Origin of the sequence: Gemmobacter aquarius (assembly GCF_003060865.1) — a bacterium.
Taxonomy (GTDB): Bacteria; Pseudomonadota; Alphaproteobacteria; order Rhodobacterales; family Rhodobacteraceae; genus Paragemmobacter; species Paragemmobacter aquarius.
In genome coordinates this window covers 115,469-135,496 of record NZ_CP028919.1, presented here as the reverse complement: position 1 = coordinate 135,496, position 20,028 = coordinate 115,469, and the positions used below count along the sequence as shown (strand labels likewise).

18 protein-coding genes and 1 pseudogene are annotated in these 20,028 nt (G+C 61.1%); 10 read left to right on the top strand and 9 right to left on the bottom strand.

Going from position 1 to position 20,028, the window contains the following annotated elements:
- Window positions 1–83: 83 nt before the first annotated feature.
- Both HYN69_RS21545 and HYN69_RS18435 read right to left on the bottom strand, forming a co-directional pair.
- Window positions 84–389 (bottom strand): annotated as a pseudogene (locus HYN69_RS21545) (glycosyltransferase family 25 protein); the annotation flags it as partial.
- Window positions 386–1,300: a polysaccharide pyruvyl transferase family protein gene (locus tag HYN69_RS18435; protein WP_108437387.1), complete on the bottom strand. Its 915-nt coding sequence runs from the start codon at window positions 1,298–1,300 to the stop codon at window positions 386–388. The gene HYN69_RS18435 and the pseudogene HYN69_RS21545, both read right to left, overlap by 4 nt.
- 135 nt (window positions 1,301–1,435) lie before the next feature.
- Between HYN69_RS18435 and HYN69_RS18430 the strand changes: the two genes are divergently transcribed.
- The 3 genes from HYN69_RS18430 to HYN69_RS18420 all read left to right on the top strand — a co-directional run bounded on the left by HYN69_RS18430 (window position 1,436) and on the right by HYN69_RS18420 (window position 4,900).
- Window positions 1,436–2,602, top strand: coding sequence for a hypothetical protein (locus tag HYN69_RS18430; protein ID WP_108437386.1), 1,167 nt, complete (start codon window positions 1,436–1,438; stop codon window positions 2,600–2,602).
- A gap of 97 nt (window positions 2,603–2,699) precedes the next feature.
- A complete protein-coding gene (locus HYN69_RS18425; RefSeq protein ID WP_216824708.1) occupies window positions 2,700–3,872 on the top strand; it encodes an ATP-grasp domain-containing protein in 1,173 nt (390 codons plus the stop codon).
- On the top strand, window positions 3,869–4,900 hold the full coding sequence (locus tag HYN69_RS18420) for a GNAT family N-acetyltransferase (RefSeq protein WP_108437384.1): 1,032 nt from the start codon (window positions 3,869–3,871) through the stop codon (window positions 4,898–4,900). Before HYN69_RS18425 ends, HYN69_RS18420 begins: the two co-directional genes overlap by 4 nt.
- Here the strand turns inward: HYN69_RS18420 and HYN69_RS18415 are convergent.
- The 3 genes from HYN69_RS18415 to HYN69_RS18405 form a co-directional block, all read right to left on the bottom strand.
- A complete protein-coding gene (locus HYN69_RS18415; RefSeq protein WP_159082552.1) occupies window positions 4,890–5,936 on the bottom strand; it encodes a hypothetical protein in 1,047 nt (348 codons plus the stop codon). The two genes, HYN69_RS18420 and HYN69_RS18415, sit on opposite strands and share 11 nt — an antisense overlap.
- Before the next feature lie 108 nt (window positions 5,937–6,044).
- Window positions 6,045–7,430: a phosphohexomutase domain-containing protein gene (locus HYN69_RS18410; protein ID WP_108437382.1), complete on the bottom strand. Its 1,386-nt coding sequence runs from the start codon at window positions 7,428–7,430 to the stop codon at window positions 6,045–6,047.
- Window positions 7,430–8,854 carry a mannose-1-phosphate guanylyltransferase/mannose-6-phosphate isomerase gene (locus tag HYN69_RS18405; RefSeq protein WP_108437381.1) on the bottom strand — a complete coding sequence of 475 codons (1,425 nt, stop codon included), beginning with the start codon at window positions 8,852–8,854 and terminating at the stop codon, window positions 7,430–7,432. Before HYN69_RS18405 ends, HYN69_RS18410 begins: the two co-directional genes overlap by 1 nt.
- A gap of 243 nt (window positions 8,855–9,097) precedes the next feature.
- On the opposite strand from HYN69_RS18405, the gene HYN69_RS20715 reads away from it, so the two are divergent.
- A complete protein-coding gene (locus HYN69_RS20715) occupies window positions 9,098–9,256 on the top strand; it encodes a hypothetical protein (protein ID WP_159082551.1) in 159 nt (52 codons plus the stop codon).
- Between the two features lie 295 nt (window positions 9,257–9,551).
- Window positions 9,552–9,917, top strand: a complete 366-nt coding sequence (locus HYN69_RS18400; protein ID WP_159082550.1) for a hypothetical protein — start codon at window positions 9,552–9,554, stop codon at window positions 9,915–9,917.
- A gap of 6 nt (window positions 9,918–9,923) precedes the next feature.
- Here HYN69_RS18400 and HYN69_RS18395 read toward each other — a convergent pair whose 3' ends face one another.
- The 4 genes from HYN69_RS18395 to HYN69_RS18380 all read right to left on the bottom strand — a co-directional run bounded on the left by HYN69_RS18395 (window position 9,924) and on the right by HYN69_RS18380 (window position 14,880).
- Window positions 9,924–12,104 (bottom strand): GumC family protein, encoded by a 2,181-nt coding sequence (locus HYN69_RS18395; protein WP_108437379.1) that lies wholly within the window; start codon window positions 12,102–12,104, stop codon window positions 9,924–9,926.
- Between the two features lie 42 nt (window positions 12,105–12,146).
- The gene (locus HYN69_RS18390) at window positions 12,147–12,857 is read right to left on the bottom strand and encodes a metallophosphoesterase (RefSeq protein WP_268902883.1); all 711 of its coding nucleotides are present in this window, start codon (window positions 12,855–12,857) and stop codon (window positions 12,147–12,149) included.
- A 77-nt stretch (window positions 12,858–12,934) separates the two neighbouring features.
- A complete protein-coding gene (locus tag HYN69_RS18385; protein ID WP_108437377.1) occupies window positions 12,935–14,404 on the bottom strand; it encodes an O-antigen ligase family protein in 1,470 nt (489 codons plus the stop codon).
- Entirely contained in the window at window positions 14,404–14,880 is a 477-nt protein-coding gene (locus HYN69_RS18380) for a hypothetical protein (protein ID WP_159082548.1), read from the bottom strand. Before HYN69_RS18380 ends, HYN69_RS18385 begins: the two co-directional genes overlap by 1 nt.
- Before the next feature lie 58 nt (window positions 14,881–14,938).
- Here HYN69_RS18380 and HYN69_RS20710 point away from each other — a divergent pair, with 58 nt between their 5' ends.
- The 5 genes from HYN69_RS20710 to fcl all read left to right on the top strand — a co-directional run bounded on the left by HYN69_RS20710 (window position 14,939) and on the right by fcl (window position 20,024).
- Window positions 14,939–15,676: a hypothetical protein gene (locus tag HYN69_RS20710; RefSeq protein WP_159082547.1), complete on the top strand. Its 738-nt coding sequence runs from the start codon at window positions 14,939–14,941 to the stop codon at window positions 15,674–15,676.
- 111 nt (window positions 15,677–15,787) lie between these two features.
- Complete coding sequence (locus HYN69_RS18370; protein WP_230426593.1) at window positions 15,788–16,513, top strand: sugar transferase; 726 nt, start codon at window positions 15,788–15,790, stop codon at window positions 16,511–16,513.
- A gap of 170 nt (window positions 16,514–16,683) precedes the next feature.
- Window positions 16,684–17,952, top strand: a complete 1,269-nt coding sequence (locus HYN69_RS18365; RefSeq protein ID WP_174213669.1) for a WcaI family glycosyltransferase — start codon at window positions 16,684–16,686, stop codon at window positions 17,950–17,952.
- Window positions 17,949–19,067, top strand: a complete 1,119-nt coding sequence (gmd, locus tag HYN69_RS18360) for a GDP-mannose 4,6-dehydratase (protein ID WP_108437374.1) — start codon at window positions 17,949–17,951, stop codon at window positions 19,065–19,067. The genes HYN69_RS18365 and gmd overlap by 4 nt, the downstream gene beginning before the upstream one ends.
- A 3-nt stretch (window positions 19,068–19,070) precedes the next feature.
- On the top strand, window positions 19,071–20,024 hold the full coding sequence (fcl, locus tag HYN69_RS18355) for a GDP-L-fucose synthase (RefSeq protein WP_108437373.1): 954 nt from the start codon (window positions 19,071–19,073) through the stop codon (window positions 20,022–20,024).
- Window positions 20,025–20,028 lie beyond the last annotated feature (4 nt).

Here is a 20,028-nt window from a genome sequence, read left to right as displayed (position 1 = left end):
CGTCGGGTGCGATTGCCCAGATTGACCACATCCCAATCCCCGCGCACGGCCAGCACCTCGCCAAGCCGCACGACCAATGCGCCGAACTCCGGGCCGAAAGCGGCGTCGTCCTCCAAAATGAGTGCATGCGTCGCATCGGTCGCCAGAAACCGGGTCAACGCCTCGATATGGCTCAGATAACAGCCGATCTCGCCACGATCCAGCAGCCGCCGGTACAAACGGCCCGCACTGCGCCGATTATATTTTGCCAACTGCTCGGGCGTCAGCGTCTCTCCATCGACGGCGGCAATCCGGTCAGCCGACAATCCTGCCGCCGCAAGGTGATGGCTTACACCTGCCAACCTCTCTGCCGAACGGTCCAGATTGATCAGTCCGATGTAGAGCGTCATGCAGCCCTCTCCGTCCCGGCGATGCTGACGCCCGCAAGCGACGCACCCCACGTCTCGAGGTAGGCAGAAACCTTGCCAGTCGCGTTGTCTCGAACGGCAACGTCCCGCCCGATCATCTGGGCAAGGATCATTCCGTGCAAACGGTCGGTCACGACACGCTCGCCTATGGCCAAACGGTTCACGGCGGCCGTCACCTTCAGCTTTGCCGTCCGGTCCATCACCGCGATACATGCCGATGCCGGCGCTAGTACCAGCCCGAGCTTGCCCAAACGGTTCAACAAGCGCAGCCGACCGATGTCCACCCAGTCGAAGCGGTCGCCGGCCACATCGGCGGCGTCTTCATCATCCCGCTCCTGATCCCGCCGCAGCAACCACGTTTCTGCTGTTATCGGGGCAGGGGCCTTTAGCGTCACGGCATGTGCCGGATCCGGGGCCAGCAAGATTTCCACGTCGAAAAGTGCCGTGGCTTTGGACAGTGTCGCACGGTCACGCGCAATCAGCGTAATGCCGGGATGCGATCGCACCACCCTGCGCGTTTCTGCGATGACCGCCCCGTCCAAGCCCGCCAGACTGAAGGGCAATTGCACGATCCGGTTCCGTGGCAGCGCTGATATCGCCGCCAACCGCCGCGCATGGTGTTTTCCGTAAAGTGACCCGAAACTGCCGCCTCCAAGCAAGAACACGCATCCGTCCCCGATCTTCGAAACGCAAGCCACAGCATTAAAGCCCTTAAGGGTCGAGACGTAATCGGGCACCCGCCCCGTCACTGCTTCAAGCACGATCCGCGTGCCAAGCCAGATCGCGGCATCTCCGGGATTGTTGTAATCGGGATAATCCACAAGCGCGTAAGGCTCGCCACGCGAAACGCGCGATGCGATGACCGACGAAAGCTGGTTGACCAGTGCTAACATTAATTAACAATAAGGTGGAAAGACATTTCGGAACAGAGAAGATTGCGGTTCATCTGTCCTACCGACGCATGGCACCCGTCCGTCGGGCATGCGATTGGCGGGCCAGCGTGACGCACCATTCAAAGGACCGGTGATTTGAATCCGCCCCTGTCACTGGAATATAGCCAAGCGCGCTCTGACCCGCGCCGTGTCGAGGTCATCGTCCGCGCGGGTGACTGCCCCGCCCAGACCCTATGGTTCCAAAGTGATAGCCTGCCCCTGCGCGCCAATGGCGATGCGCTTGTCTGCCTTGGCCTTTCGCCCGCGCAGGAAGTGGCGGCACCGCTTCGTATCGGCAACCCAGTCTCGCAGGAACTCGCGGCCAAGGCACCTGCAATTCGCGACATGCTGTCTGGCTGGTATCCCGGCCTGTCCCGCGTCCCGCTCGAATTCCGCGGCGAACCCGCTCCCCGTGAAAAGACCGGACCGCGCGGCACCGGTCTGTTTTTCTCGGCTGGCGTCGATTCAGCCTATTCCCTGCACAGCGCATTCGGCACGGTCGATCTGTTGATCACACTTGTCGGTGCCGATGTGCCGGTGCAGGAAACGGCGCGTGCCGATCGGCTCCGCAATTCCGTCAGAACCATCGCAGCGGGACACGGCCTGCAATCGGTCATCATCGAAACGAACCTGCGCCAGATATCGGACCGCATGATCGGCTGGGTCGAATACCACGGCGCCGCACTGGCCGCGGTCGCACATATGCTCGACGACCGGATCGACCGCGTGCTTGTCCCCTCCTCTGCGGACGAGGCATCGTGGCTCCGGCCCTGGGGCACGCATCCGGGGCTGGATCCACTTTGGGGCAACGACAGGTTGACCATCGAGCATCACGCGATGATCCCACGCTTTTCCAAGATCGCCGCCATTCTGCAAGACCCTCTTCTGATGGCCCATCTGCGCGTCTGCGATTATGCCGATCACAACTGTGGCCAATGCCCCGATTGCGCCTTCATGCTCGACGCGCTTTCCGTGCTGAACGGCTTTGACCGCGCCCCGACCTACAATCGCCAAGATCACCGTCGCGGCAGGCTGGTCGTCGATGGCTATGGCACCCGCTCGGATATGCGCGACATGCAGCAGGCTGCCCGCGCCGATCCGCGCCACGCCGCACTGGCTGCTGAAATCGACCACGCAACCCTCCGCTTCGAACGCCAACGCAGGCTGGCCACCGTTACCGGCTTCGACACGCTTCTTCGCCGGTTCAAACGACTCAAGCGACGCCTGCGCTATCGAAAAGCCGCAATGATTAACTTGCGTTAATTTATTATGGACGCATTGACCCGTTTCCAGCACATTCCGGCCGATGCACAGCATGTCCTCGTTTTTTCCCGAACGCTGCTTTTTGGCCCCGAGGGTGATGGAAGAGGTCTCGCGTTGGACGCCCTTCTCGGATGAAGGCGTATCGGGCGCTCTGCTCGGTGTGGCAGCGGGACTGGACCTGATCTGCCATCAGGCCGCGTGCCTGCCAGTGACGAAATCCGCAATCTCCGATTGTGGGCTAAAGCTGCCGGACAGCGTTCTGCCTTATACGACACGGGGCGAGTATCTCGACCATATGGCCGCTTGCATTTCGACCGGGAAGACGGCGGTCACCACCTTTCCCACGCCGGACGGCCTGTTCGACGACTCGGCCTATCTCGTGGCGCCGCGCATCCAGTGCTGGTTGAACCAACGGGGCAGCCTACCTGCTCTGGTTCCTGCCGAAAACGTGCCGCCGCGCCGATTGGTCGAAGGCGCCGGACTGATCGACTCGGCCCTGAAATCGCTTCGCCTGCCTGCCGTGGTCAAAGCTGCCGACAGCGCCGGCACCTCTGGCGGGGCAGGGGTGGCAATCGCCCGAGCGGCCCGCCACCGCAAACGCGCGCGCCACCGTTTCGCCGACTGTTCGGCGATCATCATCGAAGACTTCATTCCCGCCCGAACCAACATCTGCGTTCAGGTCGCTGTCTTGCCGGACGCCTCGGTGCAACTGATCGGTGCATCCGCCCAGATCTGTTCGCCCGGCGGGCTTTACTTGGGCAGTGTCGCTGGCCCCGACATACGGCAGCCGTCCGGTTCATCTGCCTTGGCCCTGACCATAGCCGCCCGTGCCGCAGCCCTCGGCTTTCGCGGCATTGCAGGGTTCGACATATTGGAAAATGCAGACGGCCAACTGTTCGCGATCGACCTGAACTTCCGCCCGAATGGCAGCACGCCCCTCTTGCTCGTGCTCGCAGGCTGCGGTGGCGCACGCGGGTTTGCCCATGCACGCTTCGTCCTCTGCACCAGTGCCGACCGTCTCGATCAGGTGCTGTCCCGCCTCGGTGCAGACTTTTCGGCCGGTTGGCTCGTGTTGACCGGAGCGTTCGACGACAAAAGCGCCCCGGCCCGCCTTCGACTTGTCGTCTTGGGCGAAAGCCCGCAGCAATTGACGCTTCGCCTGCGCCAGCTTGAACGCAAGGGGCTTTGCATCCTTGCCCCGCGCCGCACACCATTGGTCAAAGTCCGCGATTGGGTCACGGCTTTATATCGCGACCGCGTGACACCATGACGGCCATAGACATCCAGGTCATCACCGACCCCAAGGCCTTCTACGCGATCGCGCCCGAATGGAACGCGCTCGTCGACCGCTCCAGTCCCGAGGCGCTGTTTACCCGCCACGATTTCCTGACCGAGAACCTTCGCAAGCTCCAGACTGGCCAGCCGCGTGCCAGGCCTTACCTGATCCTGCTTCGGCGGAACGGACATCTCGTCGCCGGCTTGCCGTTCGCCCTGCGTCGTGACCGGCTAGGCACTGCCGTCTTGGAATGGCTTGGCAGCGGGACCCCGCTTTACGCCTGCATGCCGGGCGATCTATCGCAAGCCGAACTCGTCACCCATCTTTATGCCGAACTTCGGCGCGTCCCCGTGTTACGCAAGCTCAAGGTTGATTTCGTCCCGTCCGAAACCGTCCTCGCCTCTGCGTTGCGTACCCTTGGCGCGCAAGAAATCCCGCTGGCTCCGCGTCTTTTGCGCGACCTTTCCACCCACGACCTTGCCGCTACGATCTCGGCCCGACGCAGAAAGAAGCTCGCTCAGTACCGAAAGCGATTCATGACTTTGGGGAACCTGCGTGTGGGCACCGTGACCGAACCGCAGGAACTGGCGGCGCTTTCAGACTGGATCATGACCATCAAGCGCAACTGGGTCTTGCAAAGACAGGGCAACGACACCTGGGCGACAGACCCTTCCACCGCCGCCTATTTCGCCAGAATGTCCGATGTCCTGGCAAAGACCGGTCGCGCTTGGGGCACAGCCCTCACGCTCGACGGCCAACTCGTCTGCGCCAACCTCTTGTTCCAGCAGGGCGACACCGTCTTTTGGTCTAAAACCGCCCATATCGCCGACCACGCAGCCTTGTCTCCGGGATGGCTTGCCATAGACCACGGGCTGCAAACCGCAAGTGAACGCGGCGCGCGACGGATGGATATGATGATGGGGTCCAGCTACCTCAAGGACACGCTCGCCACCGCAACCGCCCCGATCAGCAGTTTCCGCCTCAAACTCAATCCGCTTGCAAGGCTTTTGCCTATGCGCTGACCGTCCGGGTCGGGTCGGTCCTGATTGCACTCCAGACCAGAAACTGGTCGGGGTAGGCCTTCACCATAGCCAGCAACTGGTCCCGTGCTGCCAGAAATACGGGCGCCAGCGCGGCATGGTCCCTACGCTTGTCGCCATGCAAACAAGCGGTCAAGTCATCCGACACATCAATCCGATAGGCGGCGAATGGCGCCGTTTCCACTGTCGATACGACATGCAGCGGAATCCCCTGTGCGGCAGCCAATGCGACCGGCGCGAGCGGCATTTGCACGAAGCCCGATACGCCAAACGGCATTTTCACGAACGACCGCCCCGAAAAGGTCGTGTTGGTGAAATTGACTGTTCCCCCGTCTTTCAGCAGCCGCAAAGCCTGCCGCAACATGGACGACCCTTCGGCCGTTTCGAACACCAACCGCCCGGCGAGGTAGCGGTTTTCGGCCTGAATGGCGCTCCGGTTGGTAATTGCCTTGCCGAAAGCCGTGTGACACGGGCCATGCACGCTGCTGCTCACCTGACTGATGCGATATCCCGCCTCGTGCAGACCGCGTTTCCCCGCCAAGGTCTGAAAGGCGGATTGAAGCGACCACAAGATCACACCCTTGCCAGCCGCAACCGAACGGTCCAGCGCCGCGCGACCCGATATGCTGAATTCGGGGCAGACAGGTGACAGCAGGTTCGCCATCACCAAAAGGCGCCGCTCGTGCAACCGGCTGCGCCACCGTATGAACAAGGCGTCGATCTCATCCGTTTCCAGCGTCCCGAATGTGGCCTGCAGCGATGCTGAGAAACGGTCGTACCCCTTACGGCGATGCTTGGCGATCCGCAGCAGCGCAACGCGCCGTGCCATGCCAGCCCAACTGCGCTGCGGCAACAGGGTTGCGGTGCCCGCATAAAGCCCCTGCAAGGCAAGCTCGAAAACATCGCGCTCCGAAATCCTGCGGAATTCCTCCTCGCAATCCCTGTCCCGCTTGACGAACGTTAGGCTGTCCGATGCCGCTGTCGGGCTTGAAAACGATGCGGAATTTGTACGGACCACGGCCAAACGCCCAGTTGTTGCGTCAGCCTGCATTGCAACCAATGCGCGCCCGAAAATCAAGATTGCCCGCTTCGTCCGGTCCAAAAAGCGCGGTGTCGAACGTCCCGCTTAGCCTGAAAGTCCCAGCATTGCACAAAGGCTGGCACGCGCCGAGTTCATCAGATGCCCTGCGCTCTCGTGCGAAGCGCTTTCCACATATATCCGAAGCTCTGGCGCATTGCCCGAAGGCCGCAGATGCACCACCTCGCCGCCCGTCGCGTTCATCCGTAGCCCGTCGCGCAAATCGACCCCGGCTGCGATCAGTCCCAGCCCGTGCAGGAACGCCTCGCGCAGATCTGCCCGCTCTTGCAGCGCGGCGATCATGTCCTGCGACCGCTGCGTGTCGATATTCTCGATGCGGTCCGACAGCGTCACCCGCAAAGGCTCCTGCGCGATCAGGCGCGAAATGCCGCCCTGCGCCCTGCCGGCCACCAGAACCGCAACCAGCGGCAGCAAACTGTCCCGCGTCATCAGGCGGGGCAGGGGGCCGGGGCACCGCGCATCGAAGCCAAGCACAAAGCCGCCATTCGCTTCATAGCCCGCGACGCGCCCCTGCGCCTGCTCCATCCCCGCAATCACGAAGGGCGACCCGACCTTGGTGCGGACCACGCGGTTGAAATGCCCCGACAGTTCCGCCCCGCCGTTCGACGTGACCGGAGTGACCACCGTATCCGCCCCCACCTGCCGCGCGGTGATCTGCCCAAGGATATCGCCCGGAACGACCGTTCCCGTTTCATCCGCCAGAAGCGGGCGGTCGCCGTCGCCATCGGTCGAAACCAGCGCATCCAGCCCGTGCCCGATGACCCAATGCCTGATCGCTTTCCTCGTATCTTGCGGAACAGCCTCGGTATCGATGGCGATAAACACATCCGAGCGTCCAACCTCGACCGCTTCGGCACCCAAGGCCCGCATCGCCTGCGACAGCATATCCCGGCTTACGGCACTGTGCGACCACACGCCGACCCGCAGCCCCGTCAGCGCCGCGGCACCGAACCCCGTCAGGTAGCGGGCAACCCATTCGGCCCCCGCGGTCTTGTTCCCCGTCAGGCTTGCCGCATCGCCTTTGCGCGGTGTCCGGCCAAGGGCAGCAAGAATGGCCGCCTCGTCCGCCTTGGTGATCTCGCCTTGCGGTACGTAGAATTTCAGCCCGTTGCGATCGGCTGGAATATGGCTACCCGTGACCATGACCGCGGCAGCACCAGCCCCCATCGCCGCGAGGGCCAGCGCAGGCGTCGGCACCGGCCCGCAATCGGTGACTGAAATGCCCTCGGCGCGCGCGGTCTCGATCACGACATCCGCAATCGCGGGTGATGAGTCTCTCAGATCACGCGCCACGAACAGCCCGCTTCCGACAGGGCAAGCCGCCAGAAAGGCACGAATGTAATCCGCCACAAGGTCGGGCGTCAGTTCGACCACCAGTCCGCGCAACCCCGAAGTCCCGAATTTCGGTGCCATCAGCCCTTGGCCCCCTGACCCCGCGAATAGACATCCTCGTAGCGGATGATGTCATCTTCGCCCAGATAAGCACCGGTCTGGACCTCGATCAGCACCATCGGCAGCCGTCCGGGGTTCTCCATCCGGTGCTTCACGCCCAAGGGAATGTAGACCGACTCGTTCTCGCTGACCAAACGCACATCGTCACCGATTGTCACCCGCGCGGTTCCCGACACGACGATCCAATGCTCCGACCGGTGCATGTGGCTTTGCAACGACAACGTCGCACCGGGCTTGACCACGATCCGCTTCACCTGAAAACGATCGGCCAAAGCCAGCGTCTCGAACCATCCCCAGGGCCGGTGATCGGTGGCAAAGGCCTCGGCCTGTTTGGCACCCTTGGCCTTCAGTGCCTCGACCGCCAGTTTCACATCCTGGGCGCGCGACTTGTCGGCAACCAGCACGGCGTCCTTCATCGCAATCGCCACGATGTTCGTAAGCCCGATCCCGACCAGTTCGACCCCGTCACTATCGGACCGCAAGAGCGTTCCCGAACACCCAAGCGCCGTGGCCGCGCCTGACAGGCTGTTGCCCTCGGCGTCCGACCCCATCTCGGTCGCCACCGCATCCCAACCCCCCAGATCCGTCCAGCCACCCGAAAACGGCACCACTGACAGGTTCGCTGCCTGTTCCATCACGGCATAATCGACCGAGATCGACTCGGCCTTGGCCCATGCATCCGCGTCCAGCCGCAGAAACCCCAGATCGGCCCGCGCCGCTTCTACCGCCGCACGCACCGGTCCCACCAACCCCGCCGCATGCGCCTCGTAGGCGGCAATGATCGTGCGCGCCGTGAACAGGAATATCCCTGCGTTCCACAGGAAATTCCCTGCAGCGAGCATCGCCTTCGCATGCGTCGCATCCGGTTTTTCGACAAAGCGTTTCAGCGCGACGGCTTCTTCGGCCATCCCCTCCAGCTCCAGCCAGCCATAGCCCGTTTCGGCCCGCGTCGGCGTGATGCCGAATGTCACGATCTGCCCCGCCTTTGCTGCCGCAACCCCCGCCTGAACGGTAGCCCGAAATCCGGCGGCGTCGGCGATGGCATGATCCGAAGGTGCAATCAGAATCAACGCGTCAGGATCGGCAGCGCCCAGATGCAGCGCAGCCGCAAGCACAGCAGGCGCGGTATTCCGCGCCTCGGGTTCGATCAGCACCGCGGCCGGATCGATGCCTTCCGCCAACAACTGTTCGGACACCACAAAACGGAAATCCGACCCCGTCACCACCACGGGTGCCGAAAACCCCGGACCGGCCAACCGTGCGGCCGAGGCGGAAAAAAGACTGCGCTCACCGATCAATCTGGTGAACTGCTTGGGATATCCCTTGCGCGACAAAGGCCAAAGACGCGTGCCCGAACCGCCGCAAAGCAAAACCGGTGTGATCAAGGGGGAAAATCTCCGTAAAAAAATAGCGTGATTCAATTTTGAAGCGGTCTGACACGCGCTGCAAGAAGATTGCACTTCCTTTGCGCCGACAGGCTCCAGCCAAAAGCGTGCAGACATACCTTTTGATGACTTCATTACTCCTTCGAGAAAGGTTCCTTAAGGATCGGGAACTATTATGCCTCTATTGTGTTTTGGTGTCCTCCGACTCGGTTTGCGAAGTCGGCGGGTTGTTCTGGAGTGGTTATGAAAGACCTTGTGAACATTTACGCGTGCGAGGACGCCATTTTTGATGACGGGTCCGCACAGGTCAAGGCGGGGCCGGGCCTGGGTATATGGCTTTTGCCAATGACGGTCGCGGGCGGCGCAGTCTGGATCGTGGCGCTCGCCTTCTTGCTGGGCTGATTTTCCGGGCGTCGTTTCACGCCGGCCGTGGAACCGCAGCCTGACCAGCCAGCGCTAAAATTCGATAATTTCCCCATCGGCAGACCACAATTCCTCCGCTTTCCAGCCGGGGATCGGAACCAAGCTTCGCAGCGTTGCGGACCATCGGGTCACCAGTTGCCTTTATACGAGTAAGGAGTGATGCCACATGTCATGTGCGCGTCTTGAAGAAGTATTGCGTCGGCCAGCCCGAGCGGCGGCCAAGCTGGTTCTCGCGTTTTGCCTGCTTTCGTCGGTCGCCCCGCATGCAAACGCGATGACCGTCAGAAAAGACCTTGGCGGATCGGTTCGCGAACGCATCGTGCAGGTCGCACACCTCAGCCAGACCGGCGCGCAGGTCCGCATAGTCGGCACCTGCATCTCATCCTGCACCCTGCTGCTTGGCGTGCCGAACGCCTGCGTCGCACCTTCGGCCCGTCTCGGATTTCATGGCCCGAGCACGCGGCAAAACGGCCTGCCTCTGCCACGGGCCGAATACGAACGGGTATCCCTGCAGATGGCAAGCCTTTACCCGCCGCAGATCCGCAACTGGTTCATGGCAACCGCCCGCAAAACCACGGGCGACTACATCCTCATCTCCGGCAAAACCGCAATCGCAATGGGCGCACGGGCCTGCGATTGATCGCGGTCAGCTCTCTTCGCCGTAATAGCCATAGTTGCTGTAATAGCCGTAGCGAGAATCCGCCATCTGCTCGAGGTTGAGCACCCCGATGTAATGGGTGTTGCTACGTTGATGCTCGCGTATCTGCGTGGCTGCTTCGCGCACTTCGCCTTGGGTCGTCGTGGCATAGCGCACCACCTGCACGATGGCATCGGCGTAACGGGCCAGATAACGGGTATCGACAACCGGCAGGATCGGCGGGCTGTCGAGCACGATGATATCGAAACGTTCTCGCGCTGCGTCGATCACGCTCTGGAACGCTCCACCGTTCAGCAGCTGGTCGGTCGGTTTGGAACTACGCTCTCCAGCAGTAATCACCACCAGCGGCGACTGTGAATCTCGCCGGGGGTTCAGCTGCGTCATGTCTCCATCACCGCTCGACACGAAATTGATCAGACCCGCTTCGACCGGCAGGCCCAGACGCTTGCCCACCGTCGGTTTCCGCATATCGGCATCGATCAAGAGCGTCTTGATCCCCGCCAGCGCATAAGTCCGCGCAAGCGCAATGGCCGTGGTCGATTTACCTTCGGCCTGCAAGGCCGAGCAGACCAGCACCACCCGACCGCTCTGTGCAATATTCACCGGAGTGTCGCGATCCATCGTCAGCCCGATATCGATGGCCGCGCGCAGTTTTCGGAAATTCTCGGCGTAAAGCGACATCGGTGCCGTCAGAACCACATCGGCCGGGTCGACCCCGCCCTTCACCTGATCGAGCAATCCGAACGTCACCGGAACTGGCGCTTGCATGATATTGCTCAACTGGCTCGCCGCGACGATTCCCCCTACATAGAACTCCCGCAGGAACGCCAGCATCACGCCCAGTCCAAGCCCGCCGACAAGCGCCAGCGCGCCGATTAGCCTCTTGTTGGGGAAAGCTGCCGAAATCGGCGGCAGCGCTTCCGAAACCACGCGCGCATCGGCGATCTGCAGGTTCGCCAGCGCACCCAGATCCTGTTCCCGCGCAAGCAGCGTCTGGTATTGGCTGCGTGCGACCGTCGCACTTTGTTGCAGGTTGAACAGATCGGCCAGCATCTCGGCCGATACATCCGATTCCAGCAACACGTTCCGCAACTGGTCCCGCGCCTCGGACTCACGCTGGGTCAGGGACTTCATCTCTTCCTGCATCACCAGAAGGCTCGCACTCGACTGGGTCTGCAACTCGTTGTCGAGCGAGGCGAGCTCGTCCCGCAGGTTTATCGCTTCGTCGCTCCCAGCCTCGGCCTGCCGCAACCGCGATTCCAGTTCGCTGCGTTGGCGCGCCAAGGCACTGATCGCCTCATCTCCCAGCGATTGGGCCACCGCTGCCCAGTCGCCCGTATTCAGGGCGGTATCAGCCAGAGCGACCTTTGCCTTGCGGTCTTCCTGAAGCGATTTTGCCTCGTTCAACCGCGTCCGCAGCGCCCCGATCGCCGGATCGTTCGTTTCGCTTTCCAGCCGCGACAGATTGGCTTCGATGAAATCGTTGATCGCCGTCTCCGATTTCGCCAGCTGGTCCTGCGCTGTCGTGATCTGTCTGCGCAAAACATCGCGCGCGGAAATCGTGGCCTGTGTTTTCGCACCGACCTGCCGCTCGATATAGACCGCAGCATAGGCGTTGGCGATTTCCGCCGCGCGCTTGGGCGATTCCGACGAAACCGAAATCTCGATCAGATAGGTCAGACCCCGCCGTCGGGCTTCGACCGCACCCTGCAATTTCAGCAGGGTCGAATTGACCAGATTTTCCTGATCCGCAACGAGCACAGGCGCCAGCCCCAAAAGCCTGCGCACCGAATTTCCGTCGAATTCCGCGCCGAGCGCTATGCCGAGCTTTTGCAGCCAACCCAGTTGCGGCCCGAATTCCGCATCCTGTACCAGCTTGGCAGATTGCACCACGGCCAGCGCCGTCGCCTCCGACCGCAGAATTTCAACCTCGCTATCCACGCGCGAGTTCAGGATCGCACTTTGCTCCTGCCCCGTCGACGATGGATCGAGCAGGTTCGAAGACCGCCCGTCGACCTGGATAAGCACACCGGCACGATAGATCGGTGTCGCCACAAGAAGATAGGCAATCGCAAGGCCCAGAACCACGGCCACCGTTGCGACAACGGCCCGTCTTTGCCTCCGCAAGATGCCAATGACAGTGTTCAGGTCAAGTTCGGCGTTATCCAAAGCAGCTATTCCCTTAACAAAACGACGGGTACTCTCAACGACTTAAAGCGTCTTGCCGCCGAATGACATAACCGATGGTGGTCGGCCGTCCGACAATCTTAAGACAGAAAGGCGGCCGCTGACATGGGCGCCGGTGTCGATGCGAATGAGACAGTCCGATAACAACGGCCGATCAACGACGATATGGCCCTGCACCATGCAGAGGCCGGGATATTCGGGCGATACGTTGTGTCCCCACAAGACCGCAGCCTCGCTCTGCGCCTCGACCGGGCGCGCAGCATCCAGACCGGCATGGGTCAGGACATAGGTCTTCGCGTTCACCTGCAGCCGGTATCCGTGGGCCAGACCTTGCAACCAGTCGATATGATGGTCGGGGATATGCGCCTGCAACATCTGCATCAACCGCCGCGCATTGGGCTTTTCCGTCGGTGACAACACAAGCCCATAGGAGCGCAGCGTTTCGAACCCGCCTTGTTGCAACCAATCCCATGCCTTCAGCGGATCTCGCAGGAACGACAGCATCATCCGCTCGTGGTTCCCAAGCACGACCGTCGGCATCTTTTCCCTCGAAACGCGGGTCAGATCGTCCAGCACACCTGCACTGTCCTCGCCCCGGTCGATGACATCTCCCAAAAGGATGATCTTCGGCGCCTTCCCGAGCACATCCGCATCCTGCCTGATCGCGTCCAGCGCCAGCGCCAGCAAAGCCCGGCAGCCGTGAACGTCCCCGATCGCATAGACGGGCTGTTCCATTCGCCCAAGATCGACGATCCGCACCGAATCGTGTGCCGGTTTGCGCCGGAACCGGTCAAGAAACCCCAGACCGGCGATCATGTCCCCGACCTCCGCTTGATCGGCAGCGGCGCGGGGGCGTCGCTTGCCCGCTCCGCAGGCTCGAACGTCCGCTTCGCTTTGCCGCGCCGTTGGGATTGGTGGCCAAGTCCCAGCCCCAGAATGCACATCAGCACGTAGACATTCGCAGGTATTTCCAGACTGAAATCGCCAAGCGAATGCACCGCCCCCAAGACCAACGCCCCAAGCCCCGCCGCGGCCATGCCTGAAAACCCGTCTTCCGATCGCATCCGCCGCCACAGCAAGATCGCGACAGCAATCAGCGCAAGGATGGGTACCGACCCGAAGACCACCCCGAACTCGGCCCAAAGCATCAGGTAAGAATTATGTGCCAGATCATAGGTGACCGGCGCCAATAGGGGAGGGCCCCTGAACGCCTCGAAGGCGGCGCCGAACGCATCCATTCCATACCCGGTCCAGGGGCGCATCTCGATCATACCCAGCGTCTGCTGATAGATCGCCAAGCGGTTCACCGCCTCGTTGCCAAGAAACAGCATCCGCTCCGCAACACCCTGACCTGCAGCCACCAGCGCCACCGCCACGATGGCCGCCAGCCCGACGACGACCATTTCGACCAGGACCCGCCCCGCCGCCACTCCTGATTGCGCGCGCACCAGCATCAGCGTCACGCCAGCCCCGCAAAGACTCGACACCAGACCCAGGCGTGATTGCGTGTAGATCAGGCCGATCATCAGAAAGACCATCCCGATCAAGACGATCAGATCGCCATAGCCCAGACGCCCGATGACCGTGTCGCGCCGGGTGGCGCGTATCGAATTCCGCCTTGCCCGCTCGGCCACAATTCCCAGCCCTAGCACAAGCCCGAAGCCCAGAAACGTGGCCAGCGAATTGCGGTTCACGAAAGTGCCGGTCGCGCTTCCAAGATAGGCGACCTTCACTCCCCAAAACGAAAAATCGTCCAGAACCTTCAACGCCACAACGGCCCAGACCGCCTGAAGGCAGATGCCGGCATAGACGATCTGTGCAACCCGCAGCACCCGATCCCGCCGCGATGCGACCTCCAGCACCAGACAGGCAAGCAAGATGTAACCGGCAAAGCGCAATACGCCCGACACAGCGACCTGCGGCTGGACCGACAGCGTCGCCCCGCCCATCTTGCCCGCCTCGGGTGCCGCCAACAGCCAGCCCGTCGGCAGCATCCCGACGACAGGCACGGTCTGAACCAGCGCCCACAGCGGCAGAACCATTGTGAACCCGACCAAAACCTTGTGATCCAGCGCGCGCACCCGGTAAGCCAGATCCACCACCCCGAAGCGAAATACGTAGATCAAGGCGATCGCGGCAAGCACTGCGGTCCACAACAGCCACCACGTCGCCCTGTTCGACGCGAGCGGTAGCGACGTCAATGGCACCAGAACCGCCACCACGAAGGCAAGCCCGTCGTGCATCCTGCTGATCCGATTGCGCTGTATGTCCTGCGCCGCCATCAGCCCGCATCCCTCAGGTTTCGGCGCAACAGGTCGACAAAGGCTTTCTGGTCTTTCGGCCCCGCCTTCTCGGCCGCCAGAGTGATGGATTGCCGCAACGCATCACGGGTCTGATAGATGCGCGCAACCTCTTCCTTCCCCCACTCCGACATCAGCGCCCTTTGAAAATCCCCTTCCGCCACCGCCAAGACTTCCGGCGACACCGATTCGGCCCTCGCGATGGCCTGCAGGCGAATGTTCAGGGGCCAGGGTTCGAACGGCGCCGCAGCCTGCGCGATGCCCAATTGGACCGCATCGATTCGGTCTGCCGTAAGAACGTCGACCGCCCGGGCACGTGCATTCGACGGCGCACGCGCCAAAATTTCCCGCGCGATCGATTCACATTTGATTGAAACTTGAGCGGCCAGCCCCGAATCCGCCTTCACGATGGGCACAAGGGTCAGTGCCTTTCCGCAGGCCGACATCAGGTCCCGCATCGAGCGTGCGCTTGCGGGCTGCGGCAATTGACCGCTTTGTTCCGCCAAGGTCGCAACCATGTCGCGCGTGGTGCCCGATACAACCAGCACAGCACCGTATTCGGCCACAAAGGTCCGCAGCGCAAAGAAGAAAATCACAAACAACGATACGGACATAAGCCCGGTTCGTGCGAAGTTTCGGCCTCGTTTCATCGTATCAGCAACATTTCGTTTCTACCCGCAGCGCCAGCACAAGTGCCCCATGCGTAAACGCATGGAGTGTTACCAAAAGCTGAAGGATCGTTGCCTTGGTGCTTTACGTAAACCAAACTTCCATGCTAACTATCAACTTGATTGTTGGAGATTTGCGGTGAGACCGATGAATTTGATTATCAAGCAGCTTTCATGTGTCACTTTTGCGGCGGCGCTCGGTTTTTCCGTGGTCGCGCCCGCGACGGCGCAGGTCGCCGTTGCGGTGCCGCAGGCGGCGCTTGGTGCTACAGCCGACAGCTGCACCTCTGCAGCAGCGTGTGACGTGGCGGTACAGGCGCTGATCGACCAGTTGGTTGCATCCAACCCGGGAACCGATCCGGCCTTGATCCTCGCTTCAGTCGTTTCGGCAATCGCCGCTGCCTACAACGCAGGGACGTTCCCGGACGTCGCGGCAGGGTTTGCACTCGCTTCGGCTGCCGGAATTGCGACGGCCAACGGCTTCAGCGCTCTGGCAGCAGCAGCTATCGCAGCCGCAACAACTGTGGCCGCCGGCGATACGATCGACCTCGAAGCAGTCGCAGAAGCGTCCGGAAGCCCGGCATAAGACGCGCTTACCAACGGCAGGCGCCAATCTGCGTCTGCCGTCACTGGGACTGACAGATATTTTATCGGTAGCGGTCGTTTGACCCGGCGTTTTCCAGTGATAGATGTTGGAATGGAAATGACATTTGAACGTGGACGGATTGAAGATAAATTAGGGTTTAGCGAGGCTGAACGACTTGCAATTGTACCGACTGCAGAGACGTTCGTTGACGTCGGGGCGACCTCGCAGAACACGTTTTACCGTCGCCACGGAAAGCGGTCCTTCGACATAACCCTCGTTCTGCTTGCTGCGCCGGTCTGGATTCCGCTGATAGCGTTGCTGGCCGCTCTCGTGATCATGGATGGTGGGAACCCCTTCTACGGTCAAAGCCGCGTTGGTCGCGGCGGTCGGACTTTCCGGATGTGGAAGATCCGCTCGATGGTGGTTGGCGCAGACGATGTATTGGACCAGTACCTGTCAGCCGACCCTGCGATCCGCGCCGAATGGGACGAAAAGCAAAAGCTCGAAAAAGACCCCCGCATCACCCGCGTCGGCAAACTTCTCCGCAAGACGTCATTCGACGAGCTCCCGCAGTTCTGGAACGTCCTCGTGGGCGACATGAGCCTCGTCGGCCCGCGTCCGATGATGGTCGACCAGAAGATGATCTATCCCGGCTCTGCTTATTACGCCTTGCGCCCAGGCGTGACCGGCCCATGGCAAATCTCGGCGCGAAATCGGTCCAGCTTTAGAGAGCGTGCGCGCTATGACGAGCGGTATCTTGAAGAATGCTCCCTCGGACACGACCTGCGGACCGTTCTGAACACAGTGCCTGTCGTCCTGGCTGGGCGCGGTGTGTGATGGCGCAGGGAAGAAGACGTGGCGGGCTTGGGTGTTATCGGGGGTTTGGGCTGATTTAATGGCGTTTTGACTACCGCAGTTATCAACAATAACCTGGAACGCCTGATGTCATCGCCCTCCGAACCCCTTTGCAAATTTCCTTGGCGCCGACGCTCAGAGGACGACGTCTGATGGAGCGACCGCTGCGTATTCTTCTGGTGGGTATCAACTACTCGCCGGAAATCATCTCGATTGCCGTCTACTCTTCAGGCATGGCTGAATTTTTGGCCAAACAGGGCCACACCGTGGAGGTCGTGACGGCACACCCCTATTTTCCCGAGTGGCGCGCACATGAGGGTTGGGGCGGTTTGCGCTGGTTAAAAGAGCGCGTGGGCGGCGTGGACGTCACGCACTGCCCGATCTATATTCCCGGCAATCCGTCCGGTGTGAAACGAATTTTGCACCACGCATCCTTCGCAATCTCTTCTTTGCCTGTCCTTCTGTCGAAGGCGTTTCGGGGCAAATACGATGTCGTGTTTGTCGTGGCTCCGTCTCTGGTGGCAGCACCGATTGGCGCGCTTGCTGCGCGGCTGTCGGGTGCAAAGGCGTGGCTGCATGTTCAGGACTTCGAAGTCGAGGCCGCCTTCGCGACCGGGCTTATTTCTTCGAAGACCCTTATCGGCCGAGTGGCCGTTAGATTTGAACGGTGGAGTATGCGCTTCTTCGACCGCGTGAGCACAATCTCTCCCCAAATGCGGAAACGACTGATCGAAAAGGGCGTCCCGCAGCACGAAACGGTGGAGTTCAGGAACTGGTCCGATCTCGAGGCGATCAAGCCGCTTGACCGACCGTCCTCGCTTAAGGCCGAACTCGGGCTGACGGAAAAGAAGGTTGTCCTCTACTCGGGCAACCTCGGGAAGAAGCAGGGTCTAGAAGCGATTGTCCGCGCGGCGGAGGCGCTGCGGGATCGGAAAGATATCGTCTTCGTCATTGCGGGCGACGGCCCGCTTCGCCCCGATCTTGAACGATTGGCGTCGGGGCTTTCCAACGTAATCTTCATCCCGCTGCAGCCCTATGATCGGCTCTCTGACCTCCTCGGCATGGCATCGGTCCACGTGCTTCCGCAGATGGTGGACGCGGCGGACCTCGTCTTGCCGTCGAAACTCATCAATATGCTCGCCTCCGGTCGCCCCATTGTCGCGACCGCGATGCCTCACACCGGCATCTGGGACGAAGTCCAAGGTGCAGGGGCGGTCGTCCCTCCGGGAGACGCAGTAGCACTCGCTCAAGCCATCACTGGTCTCGTCGACGACCCCTCCCGGATGGACACGCTTGGCAAAACCGCACGAGCCAGAGCGATTGAGCGCTGGGACATTTCGAATACACTGTCGGGCCTACAGGATGACCTGAGAAGCCTCGTCAAAGCCACACCGCAAGAAAGAGGCCAGAAGACCGCATGAAGCGCGCACTCATCACCGGCATCACAGGGCAGGACGGATCATATCTCGCCGAGTTGCTCTTGGCCAAGGGCTACGAGGTGCACGGCATCAAGCGCCGGTCGTCTCTTTTTAACACGGGGCGGATCGACCACATCTTCGAGGATGTCCATAAGCCGGGTGCCCGCTTCAAGCTGCATTACGGCGACCTGACGGACAGCTCGAACCTGACGCGGATCCTGCGCGAGGTGGAGCCGGACGAGGTCTATAACCTTGGCGCACAGAGCCATGTGGCGGTGAGTTTCGAGGCGCCGGAATACACCGCGGATGTCGATGCGATGGGCACGCTACGGCTGCTCGAGGCGATCCGCTTTCTTGGGCTGGAGAAGAAGACGCGCTTCTATCAGGCCAGCACATCCGAGCTTTACGGCCTCGTGCAAGAGACGCCGCAGCGCGAGACGACACCGTTCCACCCGCGCAGCCCCTATGCCGTCGCGAAGATGTACGCCTACTGGATCACGGTGAACTACCGCGAGGCCTACGGGCTTTATGCCTGCAACGGCATCCTCTTCAACCACGAGAGCCCGCGCCGGGGCGAGACCTTCGTGACGCGCAAGATCACGCGCGGCATGGCAAACATCGCGCAGGGGCTCGAGGATTGCCTTTATATGGGCAACATTGACGCGCTTCGGGATTGGGGCCATGCCAAGGACTACGTCCGAATGCAGTGGATGATGCTGCAACAGGAGGCACCCGACGATTTTGTCATCGCCACGGGCGTGCAACATTCCGTTCGCGACTTTATCCGATGGACAGCTGCAGAATTGGGCCTTCAGCTACGCTTCGAACGCTCGGGCGTTGACGAGGTCGCCGTGGTTGAGGCGGTGACCTCTGATATTGCGCCCGAGGTCAAGCTCGACCAAGTCGTCATGCGGATCGACCCGCGCTACTTCCGCCCAGCAGAGGTAGAAACGTTGCTAGGCGATCCTACCAAAGCACGTGAGACGCTCGGCTGGGTACCTGAAGTCACCGCGCAGGAAATGTGCGCCGAAATGGTCGCCGCCGACCTTAAAACTGCTCGCCGGCACCGGCTGTTACGAGAGCACGGGCTGGAATTGCCCGTCGCGCTGGAGGGATAACCTATGCGCATTTATGTTGCCGGGCACCGCGGAATGGTCGGAAGCGCCATTCTCCGCCGTCTCACGGAGCAGGGCGTCGAGACCATCACTCGCACCCATGCTGAACTTGATCTAGCCGATCAGGCCGCCGTTGCAAGTTTCATGCAAGGGGAGCGCCCGGATGCTGTGATCCTCGCCGCAGCTAAAGTCGGAGGCATCCACGCCAACAACACTTATCCAGCAGAATTCATCTACGAAAACCTGATGATCCAGACCAACGTGATTCATCAGGCATTCCGCGCAGGGGTGGAACGTCTCCTATTCTTAGGCTCGTCCTGCATCTACCCACGGGAGGCTATACAGCCGATGGCAGAGAGCGAACTCTTAACAGGTCTGTTGGAACCGACGAACGAACCCTATGCGATAGCCAAGATTGCCGGCATCAAGCTTTGCGAGAGCTACAACCGACAGTACGGCACGGACTATCGGTCAATTATGCCAACGAACCTCTATGGGCCGGGCGACAACTTTCATCCTGAGAATAGCCACGTCATCCCCGCCATGATGCGGCGTTTCCATGAGGCGGTGCATGACGAAAAGGGAGAAGTCGTAGTTTGGGGAAGCGGCAAACCACGGCGCGAGTTCCTCCATGTCGACGACATGGCGGATGCGAGCCTGTTCGTGATGAACCTGGACCGCGCGGCCTACACAGCAAACACTCAGCCGATGCTAAGCCATATAAATGTCGGTTCAGGCATCGATGTGTCTATCGCCGAACTTGCTGAGCAAATGGCAAACGTAACTGGGTTTAATGGGCGCATCGTCTATGATCGTTCCAAGCCTGATGGAGCGCCTCGTAAACTGATGGATGTTGCCCAGCTATCTAGGCTGGGTTGGATCGCTAACCTCACATTGCCCGAGGGATTGAAAAAGACCTACCGTTGGTACCAAACCAATCGTTCAACCACTCTTAGTTAACTGT